This is a genomic window from [Clostridium] citroniae WAL-17108, from assembly GCF_000233455.1.
Lineage (GTDB): Bacteria > Bacillota > Clostridia > Lachnospirales > Lachnospiraceae > Enterocloster > Enterocloster citroniae.
In genome coordinates, this window is sequence record NZ_JH376420.1 from 155,596 (window position 1) to 178,426 (window position 22,831).

General features: G+C 51.9%; 21 protein-coding genes. 4 read left to right on the forward strand and 17 right to left on the reverse strand.

From position 1 onward, the window contains the following. Nucleotides 1-111: 111 nt before the first annotated feature. Nucleotides 112-1,473: an ABC transporter substrate-binding protein gene (locus HMPREF9469_RS00690; protein WP_007858129.1), complete on the reverse strand. Its 1,362-nt coding sequence runs from the start codon at nucleotides 1,471-1,473 to the stop codon at nucleotides 112-114. A gap of 203 nt (nucleotides 1,474-1,676) precedes the next feature. Between HMPREF9469_RS00690 and HMPREF9469_RS00695 the strand changes: the two genes are divergently transcribed. The 4 genes from HMPREF9469_RS00695 (at nucleotide 1,677) to HMPREF9469_RS00715 (ending at nucleotide 6,523) form a co-directional block, all read left to right on the forward strand. After that, a complete protein-coding gene (locus HMPREF9469_RS00695) occupies nucleotides 1,677-3,485 on the forward strand; it encodes a sensor histidine kinase (RefSeq protein WP_007858131.1) in 1,809 nt (602 codons plus the stop codon). Next, nucleotides 3,460-4,977: a response regulator transcription factor gene (locus HMPREF9469_RS00700; RefSeq protein ID WP_007858133.1), complete on the forward strand. Its 1,518-nt coding sequence runs from the start codon at nucleotides 3,460-3,462 to the stop codon at nucleotides 4,975-4,977. Before HMPREF9469_RS00695 ends, HMPREF9469_RS00700 begins: the two co-directional genes overlap by 26 nt. Before the next feature lie 200 nt (nucleotides 4,978-5,177). After that, nucleotides 5,178-6,101 carry an aspartate carbamoyltransferase gene (pyrB, locus tag HMPREF9469_RS00710; protein ID WP_007858146.1) on the forward strand — a complete coding sequence of 308 codons (924 nt, stop codon included), beginning with the start codon at nucleotides 5,178-5,180 and terminating at the stop codon, nucleotides 6,099-6,101. Then, the gene (locus HMPREF9469_RS00715) at nucleotides 6,095-6,523 is read left to right on the forward strand and encodes an aspartate carbamoyltransferase regulatory subunit (RefSeq protein ID WP_007858148.1); all 429 of its coding nucleotides are present in this window, start codon (nucleotides 6,095-6,097) and stop codon (nucleotides 6,521-6,523) included. The genes pyrB and HMPREF9469_RS00715 overlap by 7 nt, the downstream gene beginning before the upstream one ends. Nucleotides 6,524-6,591: 68 nt before the next feature. On the opposite strand, the gene HMPREF9469_RS00720 is transcribed toward HMPREF9469_RS00715, so the two are convergent. The 16 genes from HMPREF9469_RS00720 to priA form a co-directional block, all read right to left on the reverse strand. Continuing rightward, nucleotides 6,592-7,038 (reverse strand): DUF5684 domain-containing protein, encoded by a 447-nt coding sequence (locus HMPREF9469_RS00720; protein ID WP_007858150.1) that lies wholly within the window; start codon nucleotides 7,036-7,038, stop codon nucleotides 6,592-6,594. Between the two features lie 60 nt (nucleotides 7,039-7,098). Continuing rightward, nucleotides 7,099-7,467, reverse strand: coding sequence for a VOC family protein (locus HMPREF9469_RS00725; RefSeq protein WP_007858152.1), 369 nt, complete (start codon nucleotides 7,465-7,467; stop codon nucleotides 7,099-7,101). Nucleotides 7,468-7,571: 104 nt separating this feature from the next. Next, nucleotides 7,572-8,861 carry a serine--tRNA ligase gene (gene serS, locus HMPREF9469_RS00730; RefSeq protein WP_007858153.1) on the reverse strand — a complete coding sequence of 430 codons (1,290 nt, stop codon included), beginning with the start codon at nucleotides 8,859-8,861 and terminating at the stop codon, nucleotides 7,572-7,574. A gap of 202 nt (nucleotides 8,862-9,063) precedes the next feature. After that, complete coding sequence (locus HMPREF9469_RS00735; protein WP_007858154.1) at nucleotides 9,064-9,912, reverse strand: pyridoxamine kinase; 849 nt, start codon at nucleotides 9,910-9,912, stop codon at nucleotides 9,064-9,066. Nucleotides 9,913-9,971: 59 nt separating this feature from the next. Then, the gene (locus HMPREF9469_RS00740; RefSeq protein ID WP_007858155.1) at nucleotides 9,972-10,592 is read right to left on the reverse strand and encodes an ECF transporter S component; all 621 of its coding nucleotides are present in this window, start codon (nucleotides 10,590-10,592) and stop codon (nucleotides 9,972-9,974) included. 143 nt (nucleotides 10,593-10,735) lie between these two features. After that, on the reverse strand, nucleotides 10,736-11,386 hold the full coding sequence (locus HMPREF9469_RS00745) for a thiamine diphosphokinase (RefSeq protein ID WP_007858156.1): 651 nt from the start codon (nucleotides 11,384-11,386) through the stop codon (nucleotides 10,736-10,738). Then, nucleotides 11,383-12,048 carry a ribulose-phosphate 3-epimerase gene (gene rpe, locus HMPREF9469_RS00750; RefSeq protein WP_007858157.1) on the reverse strand — a complete coding sequence of 222 codons (666 nt, stop codon included), beginning with the start codon at nucleotides 12,046-12,048 and terminating at the stop codon, nucleotides 11,383-11,385. Before rpe ends, HMPREF9469_RS00745 begins: the two co-directional genes overlap by 4 nt. Nucleotides 12,049-12,050: 2 nt before the next feature. Continuing rightward, on the reverse strand, nucleotides 12,051-12,929 hold the full coding sequence (rsgA, locus tag HMPREF9469_RS00755) for a ribosome small subunit-dependent GTPase A (protein WP_007858158.1): 879 nt from the start codon (nucleotides 12,927-12,929) through the stop codon (nucleotides 12,051-12,053). A 9-nt stretch (nucleotides 12,930-12,938) separates the two neighbouring features. Then, nucleotides 12,939-15,104 carry a Stk1 family PASTA domain-containing Ser/Thr kinase gene (pknB, locus tag HMPREF9469_RS00760; protein WP_007858159.1) on the reverse strand — a complete coding sequence of 722 codons (2,166 nt, stop codon included), beginning with the start codon at nucleotides 15,102-15,104 and terminating at the stop codon, nucleotides 12,939-12,941. Continuing rightward, on the reverse strand, nucleotides 15,098-15,844 hold the full coding sequence (locus HMPREF9469_RS00765) for a Stp1/IreP family PP2C-type Ser/Thr phosphatase (RefSeq protein ID WP_007858160.1): 747 nt from the start codon (nucleotides 15,842-15,844) through the stop codon (nucleotides 15,098-15,100). The genes pknB and HMPREF9469_RS00765 overlap by 7 nt, the downstream gene beginning before the upstream one ends. 2 nt (nucleotides 15,845-15,846) lie before the next feature. Then, nucleotides 15,847-16,908: a dual-specificity RNA methyltransferase RlmN gene (rlmN, locus tag HMPREF9469_RS00770; protein WP_007858161.1), complete on the reverse strand. Its 1,062-nt coding sequence runs from the start codon at nucleotides 16,906-16,908 to the stop codon at nucleotides 15,847-15,849. A gap of 17 nt (nucleotides 16,909-16,925) precedes the next feature. After that, nucleotides 16,926-18,266, reverse strand: a complete 1,341-nt coding sequence (gene rsmB, locus HMPREF9469_RS00775; RefSeq protein ID WP_007858162.1) for a 16S rRNA (cytosine(967)-C(5))-methyltransferase RsmB — start codon at nucleotides 18,264-18,266, stop codon at nucleotides 16,926-16,928. Between the two features lie 23 nt (nucleotides 18,267-18,289). Continuing rightward, on the reverse strand, nucleotides 18,290-18,991 hold the full coding sequence (locus HMPREF9469_RS00780) for a zinc metallopeptidase (RefSeq protein ID WP_007858163.1): 702 nt from the start codon (nucleotides 18,989-18,991) through the stop codon (nucleotides 18,290-18,292). A 48-nt stretch (nucleotides 18,992-19,039) separates the two neighbouring features. Next, on the reverse strand, nucleotides 19,040-20,017 hold the full coding sequence (gene fmt, locus HMPREF9469_RS00785; protein ID WP_007858164.1) for a methionyl-tRNA formyltransferase: 978 nt from the start codon (nucleotides 20,015-20,017) through the stop codon (nucleotides 19,040-19,042). A 10-nt stretch (nucleotides 20,018-20,027) separates the two neighbouring features. Beyond that, nucleotides 20,028-20,519 carry a peptide deformylase gene (gene def, locus HMPREF9469_RS00790; RefSeq protein ID WP_007858165.1) on the reverse strand — a complete coding sequence of 164 codons (492 nt, stop codon included), beginning with the start codon at nucleotides 20,517-20,519 and terminating at the stop codon, nucleotides 20,028-20,030. 30 nt (nucleotides 20,520-20,549) lie between these two features. Next, nucleotides 20,550-22,808 carry a replication restart helicase PriA gene (gene priA, locus HMPREF9469_RS00795; protein ID WP_007858166.1) on the reverse strand — a complete coding sequence of 753 codons (2,259 nt, stop codon included), beginning with the start codon at nucleotides 22,806-22,808 and terminating at the stop codon, nucleotides 20,550-20,552. Nucleotides 22,809-22,831: the final 23 nt, after the last annotated feature.

The window sequence follows — 22,831 nt, forward strand, 5'->3', positions numbered from 1 at the left end:
CGTACCTTGGGCGCTTGCCGGGTATAAAAAGAGCGACCGGTTACAGCCGCTCTTTTCAATTGCAGATACTTATTTGCAGATACTTATTTGCATATACTTATTTGCAGATCCTTAATTTTTCTTGGACTCCATGATCTTTGAACCCTCTGTAAACAGCTGCTGTCCGGCGTCCTCAGCGGTCATCTGGCCGTAGCACACTGATTCCTCCAGTTTGTTGAGAAGATCATTTACCTCGCTGGAACCGTCAGCGGAAGGCGGATTGATCTGTGAGGAATTCTCAGACACCACTTCGTTGATGAACTTGATCACTTCCTGGCTGGTCTCATCCATATTGGGGGAAATGGCATCGGCCACGGAAGCTGACAGCGGGATTCCCCTCTCTCCCAGCAGGATGTTGTTGCACTCAACGGAATTGGTGATAAAATCAAGGACCTTAGCCGCCTCATCCGGGTTTGCACTGTCCTTTGTAATGGCAAAGAACTGGCTTGGCTTTAAGTAATCGGATCTTACCGGATCCGGCGAAGGCCATGTGGTCATACCGATTTCAACGCCTTCAGGTGCAGCGCTTCTGACCGCGGTAAGCTGGTTGGTATAATTGAAGGCACACCAGGACATGGTCTCCGGGCTTGAGCCGTAAACCATGGGGTCCTGTTCCACGGAACCGATGGTCCTTTCAGCAAAGATGGAGGGATCCACTACCCAGCCGTCCCTGATCCCTTCCTCGTAAAGTTTGAAGTAGGATATGTAATCCTCCGCTGTTCCGCCCAGCTTCCCTTCCCCGAACATCACCACATCATTGGCCCGAAGGAAGTATTCGATAAAGTTCTCACCGTTGTTGTAGGCGATATTTGTCTTATAACCAGTCTTTTCCCGGATCTCCCTGCACAGGGTGATGAATTCATCCATGGTCATATTATCCTTTACCGTGATCCCCGCTTCATCCAGGACTGTCTTGTTATAGAGCAGGGCCGGGGCATTGATGCCGTTGCAGATCGCATACAGCCCATCTCCCACCTTGCCTGAATTCAGTACATCCTCATTGCAGTTTGACACGTCAATGGTGCCGTTTTCAATATAGGGGGCCAGATCCACCAACAGGTCATTGTTCACATACTGGGAAATGTATTTATAATCCATCTGTACAATATCCGGCATGGAATGTCCGGCAGCCGCGGTGGCTAACTTATTCCAGTAATCCGCCCACTCGGAAAACTGTCCGTCAAAGGTCACCCCAGGATTCTGCTCGGAATACAGATCCAGGATCGCCTGGGTGCGCTCATTCCTTACCTGATTTCCCCACCAGGCCATAACCAGCTCACCGCCCTCCGAAGACGGCGCCTGGGCTTCTGTGGAAGCTCCTTCCGCCTTGCTGCCTGCGGCCTGGGTGCCGGAAGTTCCTGAGGAACCGCTGCATGCAGACAGGCCGGCTGCTGCCAGGGTCAACGTGAGCAGGATTGCGATTTTCTTTTTCATGATGTAATACCTCCCTCTTTCTCTGTTGCTTTGATGAACTGATTATAACTTTTTTTCTCAGGCAAACCAATCAAAAAAACCGATATCCATGGTTAAAATTCCGACTTTTTGTGCACTTTAGACGAATACAAGTTCCCCTTGTCCCGTGCCAAAATATGGTATATATTTATTTATGACAAGAATCTGCACCACAGGAGGCGCACATGAACTATCTGAAACGGATCAAAGGAAAATTTGAAGACCTTTCCCTGAAGAATAAACTTCTGGCAATGATCTGCTCCAATGTGCTGCTGATCCTCCTCATTGCCCTGATAGGACTTAAGATTTCCTCCCATGCCTACAACGAGCAGCTGTACAAGGCCATTTCCGGAAACCTATCCTTTTCTTCCCAGACCATAGCCAGCAATCTGAACAGCATCGAGACACTCTCCTCCGTCACCATCTCGGCCTCCGTTATCCAGGATGCCCTGAACCGGATCGACAGCATTGACGATACCATTGTGTGGTCCAACGCCAACCGGGAAATCAGCCAGGTCATCAACAATTACCAGCAGGCTTATAAAAAAGACGGGGTTTTGGCCATCGCACTGTACAACAGGCGGTTTAAAAATGCCACAAATTTTGTGGTGGCCAACAATGCGGACCAGGACCTTGTGAATGGAGCCCTAAAAAAGGCAAGGGAGCGGGAAGGCGCCATTACCTGGACCATTGATCATGAACATAACCTGTACATACTTGGCCGGAGCGTGCGAAAGGCCAACAACCTGGAGCTGAACCATCTGGGCGACCTGCTGGTATTTGTTGACATGGACCGGATCGTCAGTGAAGCCAACCGGGCGGTCACCACCTATGACGATACCAGCTACATCCTGTTTGACCGGGATCAGCTGATCTATGCCTCCTCAGGAATTGACCGGGAAACCGCCTGTCTGCTGAAGGAACAGACCGGTCAGCCCTACAGCATTGTGCGCAGCCACGGACACAGCTACTTTGCGGTAAAGAATACCATTCCCTATTACGGCTGGACCTATATAAACCTTGTCCCCTATGACCAGATCGCCAGCTCCACCACCATGGCCTACCGCCTGATCCTTGGAATGCTTATCATCGGGCTTTTGATCGCCATCGCGTATTCCAGGCGGCTGACCCGCTATATACTAAAAGATTTTGACCTGTTGATCCAGAAAATGGAATTCTTCAGCAGCACAGAGTTGGAAATGCCCAAAGTACAGGTGGATTACAGTCAGCGGACCGATGAGATCAGCCGGCTCCACCAGCATTTTGACACCATGGCCGGGCGGATCCAATACCTGGTCCACAACAATTATGTCAACCAGATTCTCAGCAGGGATGCAAAGCTGAAAGCGCTGGAGGCCCAGATAAACCCACATTTTCTTTACAATACGCTGGAGACCATCAACTGGCGCGCCAAGGCTCTTAAGGATCAGCAGATATCTTCCATGGTGGAATCCCTCGGGACACTGTTGCGCGCCACCTTAAGCAGCAAAAATCCCCTGGTCACCTTAGACTATGAGATCAGCCTGGCCCGCAGTTACATGACCATCCAGAAAATACGTTTTGAGGAACGCCTTGTGTTCCAGACCGACTGCGGCCGGGAACTGGGCGGCGCCCTCATCCTTCCCCTTACCATCCAGCCCCTTCTTGAGAATGCGATCCGCTACGGCATGGAGGAAATGATGGAAACCTGTGAGATCTCAATCAGCGCCCGCAGGAAAGAGATTCCTGAAAGCGGGGAATATGTGCTGATCGTGGAGGTATCCAACGAGGGGTCTGTATTTGAAGAGGGCCTGCTTGAAAAACTCCTGGACGGTACCAGGAATGCCCACGGCTTTGGCATCGGCCTGGTAAACATCCATCAGCGTATCCAGATGCTGTTTGGGGAGGGATACGGCCTGTCCTTTAAGAACCGGGATGAAACAGCGGTTGCAGTCATCACCATACCATACAGAACAGAGGAAAAAGACTATGCTGAAATTAATTATTGCGGATGATGAGCGCATTATCCGGGAGACTATTTCCACCATCATCCACTGGGAAAACTATGATATCGAAGTTGTGGGGCTGTGCAAAAACGGTATGGAAACCTATGACATGATCATGGACGAAAGCCCGGACATTGTGCTCACTGACATCAAAATGCCGGGCATGGACGGATTGGAACTGATCAACAGGGTTTCACGCACAGACCTGAATGTACAGTTCATCATTCTCTCAGGCTACGGTGAATTTGAATATGCCAAGGAGGCCATGAAAAACGGGGTAAAGTATTACCTCTTAAAGCCATGTAACGAAGCCCAGATCATAGAATGCATCGAGCAGTGCAAGCAGGACTGTTACCAGCAAAAGATCATGGAGCGGATCGTGTCTGAGCGGTTCACCGCAGTCAACCGCATGAACCACAATGTGATATTCAGCATCATCAACGACAGCATCTGCCAGAACCGCAGTTTTCCCGAGATCATAAGAGCCTATGAATCCTACATCGACTTCCGGTTTACGGTATACCGGCTGTACTACGTATATTTCCTGCCCTTTAAACACCTGGAGGAGTTCCTGGACGACCTGAGGCTGTTTTGTTGTGAGAACATTTCCTCTGTCATCATCCACGGCATCTATGTCAACAATACCCTGCTGCTGTTTTTCCGGGATTTTGCCGCTAATTATCAGGATTTGGAGCGTTTCATCCGCCAGAGGCACTATCCGGACCAGGCAGTGACCCTGGAAACAGAATCCGTCCTCTACTCCAGCCTGAAACAGCTTCTGGTGGTTGTCTTAAAAAAGATCCGCCGCTTTGGAATGATCTATTACATCAACGACTTCCACCTGCTCTACACCTGCAATTACAATACCCATATCAATGAGCTGGAGCTATTATGCCAGTCCATCCTCGGCCGACAGGAGGGGGCCCTTGGAAAGCTGACCGAACTGATCAAGGATATAAACGATATCACCTTTTTAAAGCAGATCGCCAGCAACCTGTTTATGAAGCTGACCCTGAACAACCCTAAGCGCTCCTCCATTGAGCTCACGGAATGGCTGATGCTGATTGAAAACAGTCAAAGCCTTACAGATCTTAAAAATCTGGTCATTGATAAGGTGAGGGAGATCCTGTGCGAACCCGACACCGGTCAGACGGTCAGCGCCATGACCCGGCAGATCTTTGACTATGTCAGCCAAAATCTTCAGGATGACAACCTGACGTTAAAATATATTTCAGAAAATTATCTCTTTATGAATGTGGACTATGTGAGCAAAAAATTCCTGAAGGAAACAGGAGTCAGATTCTCCAACTATCTGGCTGACATCCGAATCAAAAAAGCCAAACAGCTTCTGGCATCCAGGGGTCTGGATAAGATCCAGACAGTCGCAGAGGAGGTGGGGCTGGGCAACAATCCCCAGTATTTCTCCCAGCTGTTTAAGAAAAAGACAGGAATGACGCCCAGCTCCTACATTGACCGGGTCTGCGGCAGGGCAAACAGATAAATCACGGAATAGGGACTATACTATAAAATTTTTAAAAAGCCATAAATTTTCGCTTGACTTATATCGTATTCTATGTAAGAATATGACGAGGCACAAATCAGTGCCATATCTGGCAGGTTCCGGCTATCGCACTGGTAGAGTGCGAAGTATTTCCCAAAACCAATTTTATTCATAAATTCATAAAGGCAAAGGAGAATCCCATGAGACATTTATTGAATCCCTTAGACTTCTCTGTGGAAGAAATCGATGACCTTCTGGCTCTTGCAAGGGACATTGAGCAGAATCTTCCCCAGTACGCCCACGTATGCGATGGAAAAAAGCTGGCAACTCTTTTCTATGAGCCAAGTACAAGAACGCGTTTAAGTTTTGAAGCCGCTATGCTTTCACTTGGCGGTAATGTATTAGGTTTTTCATCTGCTGATTCCAGTTCTGCTGCCAAGGGTGAAAGTGTTGCCGATACCATCCGCATGATTTCATGTTACGCTGATATCTGTGCGATGCGCCATCCCAAAGAAGGTTCCGCATTCGTTGCAGCCCAGAAGGCCGAGATTCCGGTCATCAATGCGGGTGACGGCGGGCATCAGCATCCCACACAGACCTTAACAGATCTTATGACCATCCGTTCCATGAAGGGACGCCTTGACAACCTGACCATTGGCCTTTGCGGCGATTTAAAGTTCGGCCGTACGGTACACTCTCTCATCCATGCCATGGTCCGTTACCCCAACATCAAATTCATATTGATATCCCCTCCTGAACTCCGGGTTCCTGACAACATCCGCGAAGATGTTCTGATTGCAAACAATGTGGAGTTTGAGGAAGTGGGCAATCTGGACGAGGCCATCGGCTGCCTGGACATCCTTTACATGACGCGTGTTCAGAAGGAGCGTTTCTTCAACGAGGAGGATTATATAAGATTAAAGGACTGCTATATCCTGGACAAGAAGAAAATGAAGCTGGCCAAGGAAGACATGTATGTACTCCATCCCCTTCCCAGGGTAAATGAAATTTCCGTGGAAGTGGATGACGACCCAAGAGCTGCTTACTTTAAGCAGGCCCGGTACGGCGTATATGTGCGTATGGCCCTGATCATGAGATTACTGGAGGTGGAAAAGCCATGTTAAATATCAGCGGATTAAAAGAAGGCATTGTCCTGGACCACATTGAGGCCGGAAAGAGCCTGGACATCTACTATCACCTGGGGCTGGACAAGCTGGAGTGTCAGGTGGCGATCATCAAGAATGCCCGCAGCAACAAGATGGGCCGCAAGGACATCATCAAGATCGAAGGCGGACTGGACACCGTGGACTTAAAGGTGCTGGGCTATATCGACCACACGATCACAGTGAACATTATCAAGAATGATAAGATCGTGGAGAAAAGAGCATTAAGGCTTCCCCACAAGATCACCAATGTGGTCCAGTGCAAGAATCCAAGATGCATCACATCCATTGAGCAGGAACTTCCCCATATCTTCTATCTGGCCGATGAAAAGACAGAGACATACCGGTGCCAGTACTGCGAGGAGAAATACAGCGGGAATTAATTTTTGCCCTGACATACCGGGCAAAAAAGAGGGGGGCAAAAGCCTCCCTCTTCTATTGTCTGAAGCAGCTAAATCACCGTTCTTCTTCCCTCTGGTCCGATATACTCTGAACCGTCAAAGGCAAGCACAAGGAGAAAGATGAAGTTAAGGAATACCAGCCCCACACCAAACCAGGCGCCGTGCCCAAAGGAAACCGACAGTTTGATACAGGCAATGACCCGCATGACGACCATGCCTACGCTTGTAGCCAAAAAGACTATGATCCCCAGTCCTCCTACATGCTGAAAAGCCACTGCTATGATGGCAAATACCGCCAGCAGGCCGAACATCTTCCCGCTCCATGTCAGCTTATATTCTATATAGGTGCTGTAAACAGGGATCAATGCCTTCCAGCCGGCTTCCCCTGCCTTTTTAAATATCATCCAGTACGCAAGGATACAGAGTAAAACCACGACCGTGGCCACGGCATACTTAACCATCTTCAGGCTCAAAAGCAGCATTGCCAATTCTTCCATTTGAATTTCCTCCGGGAGCGTGTTTGGGACACGGGATCCAACACGTCTTCATGTACCATATTATCTCTTTGCAGGGACGATCTCCACCCAGTAGCCATCCGGATCCGCGATAAAATAAATGCCCATGCCCGGGTTCTCATAGCAGATACAGCCCATCTCTTCATGATGCTTGTGGATCTCATCAAATTCGTCTACGTGAAACGCCAGATGGAACTCGCATTCTCCCAGGTTATAAGGCTCTTTCCTATCCCTTAACCAGGTCAGCTCCAGGTTAAATCCCGTTACCCCATCCCCCAGATACACCAGTTTAAAGGAACCATCATCCGCATTCTTTTCCCTCACCGGCTCAAGTCCCAGGGCCTCTTTGTAAAATGCAAGGCTTTTTTCCAGATCCAGAACATTAAAGTTAAAATGGTTAAATGTAATCATACCGCACTCTCCTTCTCTTTTATTATAGATCTATTATAAAAGGAACTGGCCTGCATAACAACATGCAAACCAGTCTTTTTAAAATTGATGCAGGTTTCAAGACCTTACTTCACAGGAACCATGACTTCCATTCCGCCCATATATGGACGAAGTACTTCCGGAATCTTCACGCTGCCGTCAGCCTGCAGGTTGTTCTCCAAAAAAGCAATGAGCATACGCGGAGGGGCAACCACGGTATTATTCAGGGTGTGGGCCAGATATTTGCTTCCATCCTCGCCCTGGACACGGATCTTTAAGCGGCGGGCCTGAGCATCTCCCAGATTAGAACAGCTTCCCACCTCAAAGTACTTCTTCTGTCTTGGGGACCATGCCTCCACATCCACGGACTTGACCTTCAGGTCGGCCAGGTCACCGGAGCAGCATTCCAATGTACGCACCGGAATATCCAGGGAGCGGAACAGATCCACAGTATTCTGCCACAGCCTGTCATACCACATGGGGCTTTCCTCAGGCTTGCACACAACGATCATCTCCTGCTTCTCAAATTGGTGGATCCTGTAAACACCCCTCTCCTCAATGCCGTGGGCGCCCTTCTCCTTGCGGAAACACGGGGAATAGCTGGTCAGTGTCTGAGGCAGCTGCTCCTCGGGGGTGATGGTGTCAATAAATTTACCGATCATGGAATGTTCACTGGTGCCGATCAGATACAGGTCCTCTCCCTCTATCTTGTACATCATGGCATCCATCTCCGCAAAACTCATCACGCCTGTGACAACATTGCTGCGGATCATGAAAGGAGGCACACAGTAGGTAAAGCCGCGGTTGATCATGAAATCCCTGGCATAGGAGATCACAGAGGAGTGCAGCCTTGCAATGTCACCCATGAGATAATAGAACCCATTACCGGCCACCCTTCTTGCAGCGTCCAGATCGATTCCGTTAAAGCGCTCCATGATCTCCGTATGGTAAGGGATCTCAAAATCCGGAACCACAGGCTCGCCAAAACGCTCCACCTCCACGTTCTCACTGTCATCCTTGCCAATGGGAACGCTGGGATCTATGATATTGGGGATCGTCATCATGATCTTTAAAATCTGCTCAGACAGTTCCCCCTCTTTTGTCTCCAATTCGGCCAGCCGCTCAGAGTTGGCGCTTACCTGTGCCTTGACAGCCTCGGCCTCCTCCTTCTTTCCCTGGCCCATAAGTTTACCGATCTCCTTGGAAAGCTTGTTGCGGCTGGCGCGAAGGTCATCCGCCTCCTTCTGGGCACTGCGGAACTCTGCATCCAGAGCGATCACTTCGTCCACCAGAGGCAGCTTGCTGTCCTGGAATTTATTCTTAATGTTCTGTCTGACAATGTCCGGGTTTTCTCTTACAAACCTTAAATCTAACATGGTATTCCTCCTGGATTTCCTTGATGTAATCACCTGTCCCACAGGGTACTTGGATGCGCACCGGACAGGTATTCCTGTACTGTTAAAGAGTATATAACATTTTACCAGGAAATAAAAGCCCTATTTTTCTGTTTTTCCGGCCGGTACCACAGTTTACTGCCTTGGGCATACTGTTTTCACGCGGCGCCTCTCTTCTATTTCTTTATCCCTGGTGGACCGCCCGGACCAGCACATCCAGCAGTTCCTCAAAACACACGCCGTTTGCCGCAGGGATGTCCAGTTCCTCGGAACGCCTGATACATTTTTTTACAAAGGATGCGGCCAGGCGGACCCCCTCTTCCAGATCCCATCCCCTGACAGCGGCAGCGGCCACCACAGAGGAGAACACATCCCCTGTGCCGGGGCGCTCCTGCCCTACGCGGATGGTTTTAGGAAATGTGACTTCACGCCTTCCCTCCGCCACCACGTTCACAAGATACCCGCCCTGGTTCACGCCGGTTATGACCACGGACTCCGGCCCCATGGCCTGGATGTCCGCCGCCATGGTCTTAAGTTCCTCCCTGGTCCATCCCTTTTTTCTAAAGGGTCTTCCGGTGAGGATACATGCCTCGGTCAGGTTGGGGGTTACAATATCGCCCATGGAAACAAGGTCCTTCATCCGTCTGCACATGGATGGGGTAAAGGTGGCATAGGTCTGACCGTGATCCCCCATGATGGGGTCTATGATCACCCTGGTCTCCTCCCCTCCAAACTTCCGGATCATATCCATTACAATGGCGATCTGGGCTTCGGATCCCAGAAATCCGCTGACGATCCCGTCAAAGGACAGATCCAGTTCTTTCCATTTTTCTATATAGGATGGCATTTTCTCCGTGTAATCATCGAAAAAATACACAGGAAACCCTGTGTGATTGGAAAGGATGGAGGTGGGAACGGGACAGCACTGCACTTTCATGGCAGATATAATGGGAATAGCCACTGTCAGTGAACAGCGGCCATATCCCGATAAATCATTGATCATAGCTATTTTTTTTTGACGGTATTCACTCATGTTATTCTCCTGTCTTATGGAAGCTGCTTCATTCCTGTCCGTTGGCAGGCACAAAGGTCCTACCGGAGCCGTTCAAACAGGCCTGCCCACTTGAGGGCGCTGCGCAGTGGCATGTATATGGCTGCCGCCGCAATGGTGGAGGTCACCGCATTGATGGAGGATGCGGTGACGTTCCAGGCCAGTGTGAGCTGTGCCGCAGGCTTACCCAAGATCAGCAGCTTATAATAATACCCCACCAGCGGGTCAAATATCACATTAAACAACAGTCCGCACACAGAGGCTGCCACAACAAAACGGAAGATCCGCTTCTTATCACCGGTCTCGTTGATCTTTCCGATCCAGTGCGCCACCAGGCCGGTGATCAGGCCGATACACAGCTTCAGGATAAATGTCTTAGGCGCATACACCACATACACCGGATCAAACAGATCCCCAATGGTCATCCCGATCGCGCCTCCCAGGCCGCCGTACAGTCCGCCCATAATCAAGGCGCCCAATACGCAGACCGCGTTTCCCAGGTGGATGGATGTGGCATCTCCTCCCGGAAGGGTGATCTTGATCTGCAAAAAGGTAAACACCACATAGGATAATGCGGCAAACAACCCGGTAAGGGCCACTTTGTATAAATGATTTGATTCCTCTCCCGCATAGCCGGCAGTTGTAACCTGATTTGTCTTCATACTCTCTCACTCCTTGTACCCCAAAGGGGTTATTTCATGATCCTGCCCTATCTTATCACCGAAGTGGAGTGTTTAAAATATCCAGTTTTATTGAATTTAACCAGGCCAGTCACCAGACGGAACCGCAGAAGGCCGCCAGCCGGTCAGTCGTGGGATTCCACCACAATCAGAACGCCGTCTGTAAATGTGATGCCGCCTTCCTCCCCCTCCAGCTCATTGCTGATACACAGGCTGGTCCCGATCTCAATATCCTTTAAATAAAGCGGATACTTAAATCCGGTAAGGGTAATCCCGTTTACTTGTTCCGTCAAAGGCAGGAAGGAAATATACTTCCCCCACAGTTCACTGCTCCGGAAGGTATGTTCCCCGTCAATGAGGTACATCCTGTTCTGCCGGTCCAGGATATATGCCTCGATTCCCTTTTGCAGGCAGGGGTATAAAAGGTGGAGGTTCCCCAGCATGTGATCCATACGCCCGCCTGTGGCTCCCAGGATCACGATCTGGGTACAGCCAATGGCCTGGGCTTTGAGAAGGGCCAGTTCCGTATCGGTCTCATCCTTCTCAGGCTGGTGGGTATCCCAGATGATATGCTCCCGGCTTCTGTAGTATTCCAGGATCTCAGGCTTTACCGTGTCAAAATCCCCCACGATCATATCCGGTTCCAGGCCCAGCGCCTTCACCGCCTCCAGCCCGGCATCCACAGCTATGACCTTATCAAAAACTTCCTGTTCTAAAAAACAACCGGCAAAAGACAGATCCAGCTTGCCGCCGGTGACAATCAGACATCGCTTCATGACTCATATCCTTTAAATATCTCTATAAATTCTTTTGTCTTTGCAGCAGCGTCCCCGCCAAACACAGCGGAACCTGCCACGAATACGTTGGCTCCCGCTTCCATGATCCCCCGCACATTGGCTGCGCTGACTCCTCCGTCCACCTGGATGTCGGTCTTCAGCCCCAAACGGTTAATTCTTTCCCGAAGGGAACGCACCTTGTCCAGCGTGTAGGGAATGAATTTCTGCCCGCCGAATCCCGGGTTCACGGTCATGATCAGCACCATATCCAGCTGATCCAGGACACAGTCCAGCACATGGATGGGCGTTGCCGGGTTCAGGGCAACTCCCGCCCTGCACCCCTGCTCCCTGATCTGGTTCACCACCCGGTCAAGATGGGTGCAGGCTTCTGCATGGACCGTGATAATGTCCGCGCCGCAGGCCTTCATGTCCGCCACGTATCTGCCCGGGTCTTCCACCATCATATGCACGTCAAACACCGCCTCTGTACAGGGGCGCAGGCTTTTGAGCACAGGCATTCCAAAGGATATGCTGGGCACAAAGGCCCCGTCCATCACATCCAGATGGATGTATTCCGCTCCTGCCTGAGCCACTGTGGACACCTCCAGGCCAAGATTGCAAAAATCCGCCGCCAGAATCGATGGCGCTAATTTATAGTACATGATCAGTACCTCCTCTTATTCTTCAGTTCTTCATACATTAAGAGATAATTGTCATACCTGCTTTGGCTGAGGCCGCCTGCTTTCAGCGCTTCCTTTACGCCGCACACCCTTTCGCCCACATGGACACAGCCAAGAAACTTACAGCCATCCTCATAGCCTGAAAACTCAGGGAAATAATCCTTCAGATCCCCGGCCTCCAGATCAGGCGTGAACATGGAGCTGAATCCAGGGGTATCCATCATGTACGTATCCTCCTCCACATAAAACAATTCGCAGTGGCGGGTGGTATGCTTTCCCCTCTCGATCTTCTGGCTGATATCACCTGTCTCCATAGCCGCACACGGCTGGATACAATTGGTCAGTGAGGATTTTCCCACGCCAGAAGGTCCGGCCAGCACCGTGGTTTTTCCTCTGAGGATTTTTCTCACCTGTTCCAGGCCGGTCTCCTCATAGGTGCTGATAAAAGCCACCCGGTATCCGGCCGTTTCATAGATCTTCCTGTAAGTCTCCACCAGGTCCTCATCCCCCAGATCCACCTTGTTAAAACATATGATCACAGGTACTTCCTGGATCCCCATCATCACCAAAAACCGGTCCAGCAGGTTCAGGTTGGGGGCGGGATGGGTCAGGGCAAATACCACCAGCGCCTGGTCCACATTGGCCGCAGCCGGGCGCACCAGCGCATTGGACCGGGGAAGGATCACGTCAATATTGCCCTCCCCCGCCTCCTGGTCCAGCACGGAAAATTCCACATTATCTCCTACCAGGGGCTTGATCTTCCTATTGCGGAACACGCCCTTGGCCTTACACTCATAAATCCGGTCCTTACCATTGTGTACATAGTAAAAACCGGCAATTCCCTTAATGATCTTACCTGTCATACACTCCTCTTATCCCACCGGGAAAAATGTAACCGGATAGGACGCTATTACTGTTAAATTCGCACTTCCTGCATCTACCACTTCCACAATACCGCTGTCCACGCCGTAAGCACCTCTGATCCTTGGGATCACCACAGGTATGGTCTGGGCGCCTACCACCAGCCGTTCTTTGATCAGGGGTGTATAGATCTCCTCCCCGTTGGGCATGGTCTGTTTTAACCGGACCATGACCCTGACACTGCTGGTCTGGGACGCCGGACCGATATAATTACTCAGGGAGCAGGTCTGGTCAATGGACGCCACATAGTACTGGTCCGATTCCGCCTGTGACAGATCCGGCTCACCGCTTACCACATAGTCCACAGCAGCCCCCGGCTCCAGCATGGTTCCGGCATCCACTGCCTGGCTGATGATCAGTCCCTCGGCCACCGTATCGCTGTGTTCCTGGGTCACATCCCCCGGAAGGAGTCCTGCCGCTGCCAGCATGGCATCCGCGGCTGTCTGGTTCTGTCCCCTTAATTCAGGAACCATTCCCTGTACAACCTGTATTCCCTTGCTGACAAACAGGGTCACGCTCTCCCCCACCTTCGCGGTTTCCGGGCTGAACCGTAAAACAGCACCCGCTGCAGCCGTGTTGCTGAACTCTTCCTTGATCTCCACCGTAAGCCCCTTTTCCTCCAGAAGCTTTGCGGCATTATCAGCGGTCAGCACCGTAAGGTTCAGTTCGCCCAGATCCACTTTGTCACTGCCCTTGCTCAGGGTTACGCCCACCACGCTTCCCTTTTCCAGGACAACGTCTTTATCGAACACCTGGGACATCACAAGGCCCTCTGCAACATTGTCGGAAAAGTCCGTTCCCGTCACTTCCATCTTCAGACCGGCTTTTTCCAGTTCCTCCCTTGCCTTTTCCTCTGTCATTTTCAGAACAGAGGGGACGTAGGTCTGATTGTTGGTTATATTCACTTCCACGCTTTCGGTGGCCGCCTCCGTGCTCACGGTCACCGTGGGCTTTTCACTGGTGCCTGCCCGGAACAAGCCTGTCAGCCGGGAGAACACAAACAGCACCACTGCTACGATCAGAATGGCGGCCACTATGCCGATCCCCGTGATAATGCGCTCAAACTGAGTGCTCACATCCTTCTCAGGATTCTTTCTGGATGACAGATGGCCGTTCCCGCGGCGCTTGCCCTTTTCGCGGGAAACAGGTTTGGGTACATCATCCTTTAACTCCTCCTCGGACCGTTCATTCTCCCGCCCCGCCTTCCGGCTCTCCTGCATGTTGATCAGTTCTTCCCTGGAAATGGATCTGGTTTTTCCAAGCTCATCTCCCTCTTCCAGGTCATAGATATCGCAGTCCGGGTTCATCAGCGCCTTTCTCAGGTCCCCGATCACATCCAGCACATTAGAGTAGCGGCGGTCCGGGCGCTTCTGGGTACACTTGAGAATGATCTGCTCCAGGGCATGGGACAGATCAGGTACCAGCTCACTGGGACGTCTTACAGGCTCCTCCAGGTGGGCCAGTGCAACTGTAACCGTATTATCCCCCTCAAAGGGAACCTTGCCTGTAACCATCTCATACATGGTAATGCCAAAGGAATAGATATCGCTGCGCTCATCGCAGTAACCTCCCCTGGCCTGTTCCGGTGAAATATAGTGGACAGACCCCACGGCCGTGGCATTCATAGTTTGTGTAGAAACAGCCCTGGCAATTCCAAAATCAGCCACTTTTACCTTGCCGTCCCTGGATATGATCATGTTCTGGGGTTTGATATCCCGGTGGATGATATGCTGTTCATGGGCTGCCGCGATCCCCTGTCCTACCTGGATGGCGATCCCAATCGCTTCCTTGCTCTCCAGGTGCCCCTTTTTCTCTATATAATTCTTAAGGGTGATCCCCTCGATCAGCTCCATAACAATATAGTGAAGCACATCCTCATCCACTACATCATAGACACTGACAATGTTGGGGTGTGACAGTCGGGCGGCCGCCTGTGCTTCCATCTTGAACTTGCTGACAAAATTATCGTCAAAGGCAAATTCTTCTTTTAATACCTTGATGGCCACCGGACGGTTCAGAGTATGGCACTGGGCTTTATACACCACAGACATTCCGCCGGAACCAATCCGTTCCAGGATCTCATAACGGTTCTGAAGATATGTACCAGGATTTAACATGTGCCCGCCTCCCTTCCCAGGGGATTCACAAGCACCACTGCGATATTGTCAATTCCTCCCTGCCGGTTTGCTTCCCTGATCAGGCGTGAAGCCTTTTCCTTCAGGCTTCCCGGACCGGTAACAATACTGCAGATGGTATCGTCATCCACCATATTGCTCAGACCATCGGAACAGAGAAGGATATAATCCCCTTCCTCCAGATCCACCTCAAAGAAATCAGGTTCCACACTCCTGCCGATTCCCATGGCTCTTGTTATGATATTCTTGCGGCTGTTGTAATCCACACTGCCCCTGCGCATCTGGCCCATGGCCACCATCTCTTCCACATAAGAATGGTCCCTGGTCACCTGCCGTATGGCGCCTGCCTGGATCAGGTACAGGCGGCTGTCCCCCACATTGGCCACGTAAAGAGTTCCGTCCTCCACCACGCCGGCCACCAGGGTACAGCCCATGCCCTTTAATTCTTCCCGTTTCAGGGATTCCTCGTACAGCCTTTCGTTCACTTCCTCAATTCCCATCTTTAACTGCATGACGGGAGAGCCTTTCCCTGCCCTGTTGATATAGATGACCAGATTCTCCACCGCAAACCGTGAAGCGTAATCTCCGGCCTTATGACCGCCCATTCCGTCCGCCACCAAAAACAGATTAGGCAGTGAGCCCACCATCTCCGGTGAGGAATAGATATAATCCTGATTCATGGATCTTACCTGGCCTATGTCCGTTAATGCATATGCTTCCATGGTTACTCCTCTCCTTCCATATAGCTCTTTCGCAGCTGGCCGCAGGCTCCGCCTATATCCCGGCCCATTTCTCTTCTAATAGTAACATTTATCCCGCTTTTTTCAAGGAGATTTTTAAACTCGGCAATGGCCTTCTGCCCTGACTGGACATAGTCCCTCTCCTTGATGGGGTTTACGGGGATCAGGTTCACATGGCCGTGCTGATCCCTGATCAGCCTTGCCAATGCCCTGGCTTCATCCAGGTTGTCATTGACCCCCCGGACCAGGCTGTACTCAAAGGTAAGCCTTCGCCCTGTCTTCTCATGGTAATAACGGCATGCTTCCAGCACATCCTTCAATTGGTAGCTGTTGGCAATGGGCATCAGCGTCCGGCGGACCTCATCATTGGGCGCGTGAAGGGACAGGGCCAGTGTGACCCCCAGTCCTTCCTCGGCAAACCGCCTGATTCCCGGTACAATGCCGCAGGTGGACAACGTCAGGTTCCTCTGGCTGATATTCAGGCCCTTTTCATGGGAGATCAGGTACAGAAAACGGATCACATTGTCATAGTTGTCAAAGGGTTCTCCGGAACCCATCACCACCACGTTGGAAACCCTCTGCCCCGTGACCGACTGTATCCTGTAGATCTGGTCAAGCATCTCCGATGCCCGCAGGTTCCGTTCCAGGCCATCCAGGGTGGAGGCGCAGAAACGGCATCCCATCCTGCACCCCACCTGGGAGGAAATGCAAACGGAATTGCCGTGATGGTACTGCATCCAGACGCTCTCTATGATATTGCCGTCCTCCAGACCGAATAAATATTTCCTGGTTCCATCGATCTGTGATACCCGTTCTTCCACAATACGCAGGTTTGTCAGACTGTAATGCTCCTTCAGCTTCTGCCGCAGTTCCTTGGATAAGCTGCTCATATCCTCAAAGGATTCCACCAGCTTCACATGGATCCAGTCATAAATCTGTTTTGCCCTGAAAGATTTCTCTCCCAGGGCTGCCATCTCCTCTGACACCTCTTCCAGTGTCATGGACTTTATATCTTTCCGGCCTTTAAAATCCGTTAAATCCAGCATAACATACTCCTGATTCTCTATTTTCGCCTGAACACGCTGATGAAAAATCCATCAAAGGGATGGATCCCCGGAAGAAACTGGATCATTCCTTCCTTCAGCGATGGCTCGTCAAAGGCATTCCCCACCCGGTTTGTCAGATCCACCGGCTCCAGCGGGAAGCGGCTTAAAAGCCATCTGGCATTCTCCTCGTTCTCCTTTGTGTCAATGGTGCAGGTGCTGTACACAAGGGTTCCGCCCGGCTTCACATACTCCCATGAAGCGGCAAGGATCTCCCTCTGAAGGGAGGCCAGTTCAGCCATCTTTTCCATGGTCATGTTGTATTTGATGTCAGGCTTTTTCCCAATGATCCCAAGGCCTGAGCAGGGAAGGTCCGCGATAACGATATCCGCCTTTTCCCTGGCATCTTCATCCGTCACCAGGGCATCCCAAACCACCGCCTTTATGTTGGAGGCGCCAAAGCGGGCCATATTTTCCTCTATCATGGCCACCTTCTGCTCGCTCAGATCCCTGGCCTCCACCATGCCCGTACCCTTTAGCTTGTCAGCCAGGTGAAGGCTTTTTCCTCCCGGAGCAGCACACACATCAATGATGTAATCCCCCTCCTTCGGATCAGCAAGTTCGCTTACCAGGGCAGAGGTCACATCCTGAACCTGGATCCATCCGTTCCGAAAGCTTTCCAGGCTTTCCAGATAATCATAACCTGATATGGATATCATGGATTCCAGCCAGGAAAGTCCTGTCACAGCCACCCCCTGGGATGCCAGGGATTCCAGGATCTCCTTCCTGGACGCCCTGCTGAGATTGCAGCGCACCCAGGTGGGTCCGTCCCTAAGAAAAGAGGCGGCAATTGCCCCCGCCTTTTCCCTTCCATATTCCTTTTCCCACATGTCATACATCCACTGAGGGATGCTGTAGGCCAGGGACGGCGTATCAAACACCAGGGAATCCTTTTCCCTGGAAACAGTCCGGAGCACGCCGTTGACAAAGCCTTTCAGGCCTGAAAAATGCCGCTTTACCGCCAGCTTCACCGCCTCATTGCAGGCGGCGGAATCCGGCACCCTGTCCATATACAGGATCTGGTACACGCTCATCCTTAAAAGATTGCGGATCAGCGGTTTCATCTTTTCTGTCTTGGTCTTTGAATACCTGTTAATGATATGGTCGATCTGCAGAAGATATTCCAGCGTGCCCTCGGTGACCCGTGTGATAAAGGCACGGTCCGGCTTGTCCAGGTACTGGTACTTCTGCAAAGCCTGGTTCAGTACAAGGTGGACAAAACTCCCCCTTTCCAGTACCTCTGTCAGTATATCCAGTACGATCTCCCTGTTTTCAAGTCCGCGGTCCGATATCTTAGCCATTCCTCTTATGTCCTCTCCAGGTATTAGTCATTTCTTCGATTGCCAAAAATCATAAGAAGCCTCAGGAGCTGAAGAATGGATGCCGCAGCTGCCGCCACATAGGTAAGGGCCGCCGCGCTCAGCACGCTCCTGGTCTGCCCCACTTCCTGTCCGGACAGGATCCCGGTGGAATCCAGCAGGGTCACTGCCCTGTGTGAAGCATTATATTCCACCGGCAGAGTGACCAGCTGGAACAGCACTGCCAGTGAAAACAACAGGATACCGATGCCGGCAAGGGTGGAACCGCCTCCCCCAAGCAGCAGGCCGATGAGAATCAGGGGCCAGGCCAGGCTGGAGCCCAGATTGGCGGCAGGCACCAGGGCTGCCCTGATCCTTAAGGGCGAATAGTCGCTGGCATCCTGCATGGCATGGCCGCACTCATGGGCCGCCACGCCGATTGCTGCAATGGAGGTGGAACCGTATACGGAATCCGACAGGTTCACAGTCTTTGTCCTGGGGTCGTAGTGGTCCGTAAGATTGCCCGCCACACGGCGCACGGTCACATCATAGATACCCTGGTTGTTCAAAAGCTTCTGGGCCACCTCGGCGCCTGTAAGACCACACATGCTGCGCACGGAGGAATACCTCTGATAGGTGGAGTTCAGCTTGGCGGAGGCTATCATGGATATGACTACGCCGATCAGAACCAGAATATAGGTTGAATCATAAAAAAATGGATAATACATAGTTATTCATCACTCTCTTTCAATTGTGCATTCAAGTATGCTTCCATGCTACTCAGTTTTCCTTGTCAGTATATCCCCTTCAGGGACAGGATACCCCCGCAGGAACGCATCCACATCCATGCGCTTCTTTCCCTCCATCTGAAGTTCCTTTATGGACAGCAGGCCTTCGCCGGTCTTAACCACCAGGGACCGCTTGCCGGAACATACCACCGTACCGCGGGGAGCACTGTCAAGGGATGGAACGCTGTGGGCAATCCCCTCTTCCTCGTCTTTCCCAAGTACATCTGCGGACCATATCTTAATGGTTTTTCCATTCCACATGGTATATGCGCTGGGCCATGGATTCAGTCCGCGGATCAGACGCTCTATGGACACCGCGCTCTTCTCCCAGTCAATATCTCCCAGGGATTTGGTAAGCATTTTGGCGTAACAGGTTCCCTCCTCCGTCTGGGGGGTGCGGACTATGGTTCCCTCCTCCATCTTCTTAAGGGTGGACAGGATCAGTTCCCCGCCAGCCAGGCTCAGCTTATCATGGAGGCTTCCCCCTGTCTCATCCCTGTCAATGGGGATCACCACCTTCTCCAGCATATCGCCGGTATCCAGCCCCACATCCATCATCATGGTGGTTATGCCGGTTTCCTTCTCCCCATCGATCACACACCACTGGATCGGCGCCGCTCCCCGGTACTTGGGAAGCAGGGAGGCATGGATATTCACACATCCAAGCCTCGGCAGGTCCAGGACGGATTTGGGAAGAATCTGGCCAAAGGCTATGACCACAAAGACATCCGCCTCCATCTCCCGCAAAACCTTTACAAAGGACTCATCCCTTACCTTCACCGGCTGGTACACCGGTATCTTATATTCCAGCGCCTGGATCTTCACCGGCGTCATCTGCATCTCTTTTCCCCTGCCCTTTGGTTTGTCAGGCTGGGTCACCACTGCAGCCACATCATGGCCTGCCTCTACCAGTGCCTTTAAGGTGGGCACGGAAAAGTCAGGTGTTCCCATAAAAACAATGCGCATCTTCCCACTCCTATTCCTCAATGATCTCCTCGCCGGTCTCCGGGTTGGTGTCCACCAGTTCCCCTTCCACCAGCTCCACATACATCTGGCCTTCCAGATGGGCATATTCATGGCAGAGGGCTCTGGCCAGAAGACCTTCTCCCTCCACTTCCACCGGCTCCATATTCTCATTCAGCGCCCGCATCTTTACATAGTTTGGGCGTGTCACGATACCTGACTTGCCCGGCAGGCTCAGGCAGCCCTCATAACCGGTCTGTTCCCCCTCCTGGGCGATGATCTCAGGGTTGATCATCACATACTGGTTGCCGTCATCCACGTCCACCACAAAGATCCGCTTCAGCACGCCCACCTGAGGTGCGGCCAGGCCGCAGCCATTGGCCTCATACATGGTCTCGAACATATCCTCAATCAAATCCATGGTACGCCCGGTCATCTCCTTCACAGGTTTGCACTTCTTTGTTAAAATCTCGTCTCCCATAACCCTTATCTGTCGAACTGCCATCGTGGTCTCAATCTCCTTTATTATGTTCTGTCACGTTAAATCATATTGTACTGTCAGTCCAAAACGGCCCTCCGCCTCCTTAAGGCGCAGTTCCGCCATTTTCCTAATCTGTATCAGTATATCATAATTTTCGTGCTTTATATATAAAATTTTTCTATAAATATCATTAACTTTGTATACAGGCGCATTCACCGGGCCGATGAGCTTAAAGCCCTCCATGGCGCTCCCTGCCCTCTCCTCCACCCAGCGGGCGGTCTCTGAGGCGGTCCGCTCCAGCACATCCTCCCTGGGACAGGCCATCTGGATGGTGAGCAGGGCCACGGCCGGCGGATACCCAAGAAGCCTTCTGTATGCCATCTCCTGACCGTAAAATGCCTCGTAATCCTGGCTGGCAGCGGTCACGATACAATAATGGTCCGGCTGATAGGTCTGTATGATAACATTGCCCGGAAGGTTTCCCCTCCCGGCCCTCCCGGCTGCCTGGGTCAGGAGTTCAAAGGTCTGTTCCCCGCACCTGTAATCCGATGCATACAGGGACAGATCCGCTGCCAGCGCTCCCACCAGGGTCACCTTGGGAAAGTCATGGCCCTTTACGATCATCTGTGTACCGATGAGGATGTCTGCATCTCCCCTGACAAAGGCGGAGAGGATCTCCTGATGACCTCCCTTTTTGGATGTGGTGTCCGTGTCCATGCGCAGGATCCTGGCGCCGGGAAACAGTTCCCCGGCCATGGTCTCGATCTTCTGGGTTCCGGTACCAAAGGGCGCAATATACCGGGAACCGCAGGCAGGGCACTCCCCAGGCTGCTGTATGGTGTAGCCGCAGTAATGGCACATCATGCGTCCGTCCCTGTGCAGGGTCAGGGTCACATCACAGTGAGGGCACTTAAGCGCTTCACCGCAGGCGCGGCAGGACACAAAGTTGGCATACCCCCTGCGGTTGATAAACAGCATGATCTGCTCCCTGTTTGACAGCCGCTCCTGGATCAGTTCCTGAAGGCGGCGGCTGAATATGGAACGGTTCCCGGCCCTCAGCTCCTCTCTCAGGTCCACGATCTCCACCTGGGAAAGCCTTGCCTTTGTCTTGGCCCGCTCCTTCATGGTAAACAGGGTGTATTCCCCTCTCAAAGCCTTTGTGTAGGATTCCAGGGACGGTGTGGCCGATCCCAGCACAAGGGATGCTCCGTTGGCTTCCGCACGCACGGAGGCTGCCTCTCTGGCATCATAGCGGGGGGACAATTCACTTCTGTACGCATTCTCATGTTCCTCGTCAATGATGATCAGACCCAGATCGGAAAAAGGGGCAAACAGGGCGGAACGGGGACCGATCATAATATCAATATCCCCTGTTCTGGCCCTTTCATACTGATCATACCGCTCCCCGGCCGACATGCGTGAGTTCATCACCGACACGCGGTTGCCGAACCGATTGTAAAACCGCATTACGGTCTGCCATGTAAGGGATATCTCAGGTATGAGCACAATGACCTGACGCCCTGCCGAAAGCACATGGCTGATCAGTTCCATATAGACCTCGGTCTTGCCGCTTCCCGTAATACCGTGGATCAGATAGGTCTTTCTTATCCCCTCCCGGTAATCCTGGATAATGGAATCCGCAATCTGACGCTGGACCTGGTTTAAGGGCGGGGCCTGGTCTGCAAATACAGGAGAATCCGCTCCGGCCAGTCTCTGCATTTCCAGCAGCGGGTTCCTGTAACGCTCCACCACCTCCACCGCAATGACACCGGCCTCCTCCAGGGGTTTTATGACAGCCGCAGTAAGGTTTAAGCGCCCTGCGGCCTCCTCATATGGTATGATGCTTGAATCCTTAAGGGCTTCTAAAAGCCTGAGCCTGGCCTTATGGTTCTTCTGCCTGGCCTGTGCAGCTGCCTGTTCCAGCCCCTGGGGATCCAAAAGGCAGCGTATCCTGCGCCGGGGCGCCTCCTTTACCTTCTGCTTCACCGGAAGCACGGTCCTTAATGCCTGGTTCATGGTGGAACCATACCGTTCCTTCATCCACCATGCCAGCCAAATAAGCTGGGATTCCGCAGTCACGCTTCCCTGCACAATCCCAGCCACATCCTTCAGCTTATTCTCATCAAACTCCGCCTGGTCCGTCAGGCCCACCACATACCCCTTGCGCTGCCGGTTGCCCTGCCCAAAGGGAATATATACCTGATGCCCCACCTGAATGCGGTCCTCCAGTTCCTGCGGAATCCTGTACTGGAAGGTCCTGTCCACACTTTCGTGGGAAATATCTATGATAATATTGGCATACTTCTGCCCCACACACTTCACCTGTCAATCTTTAA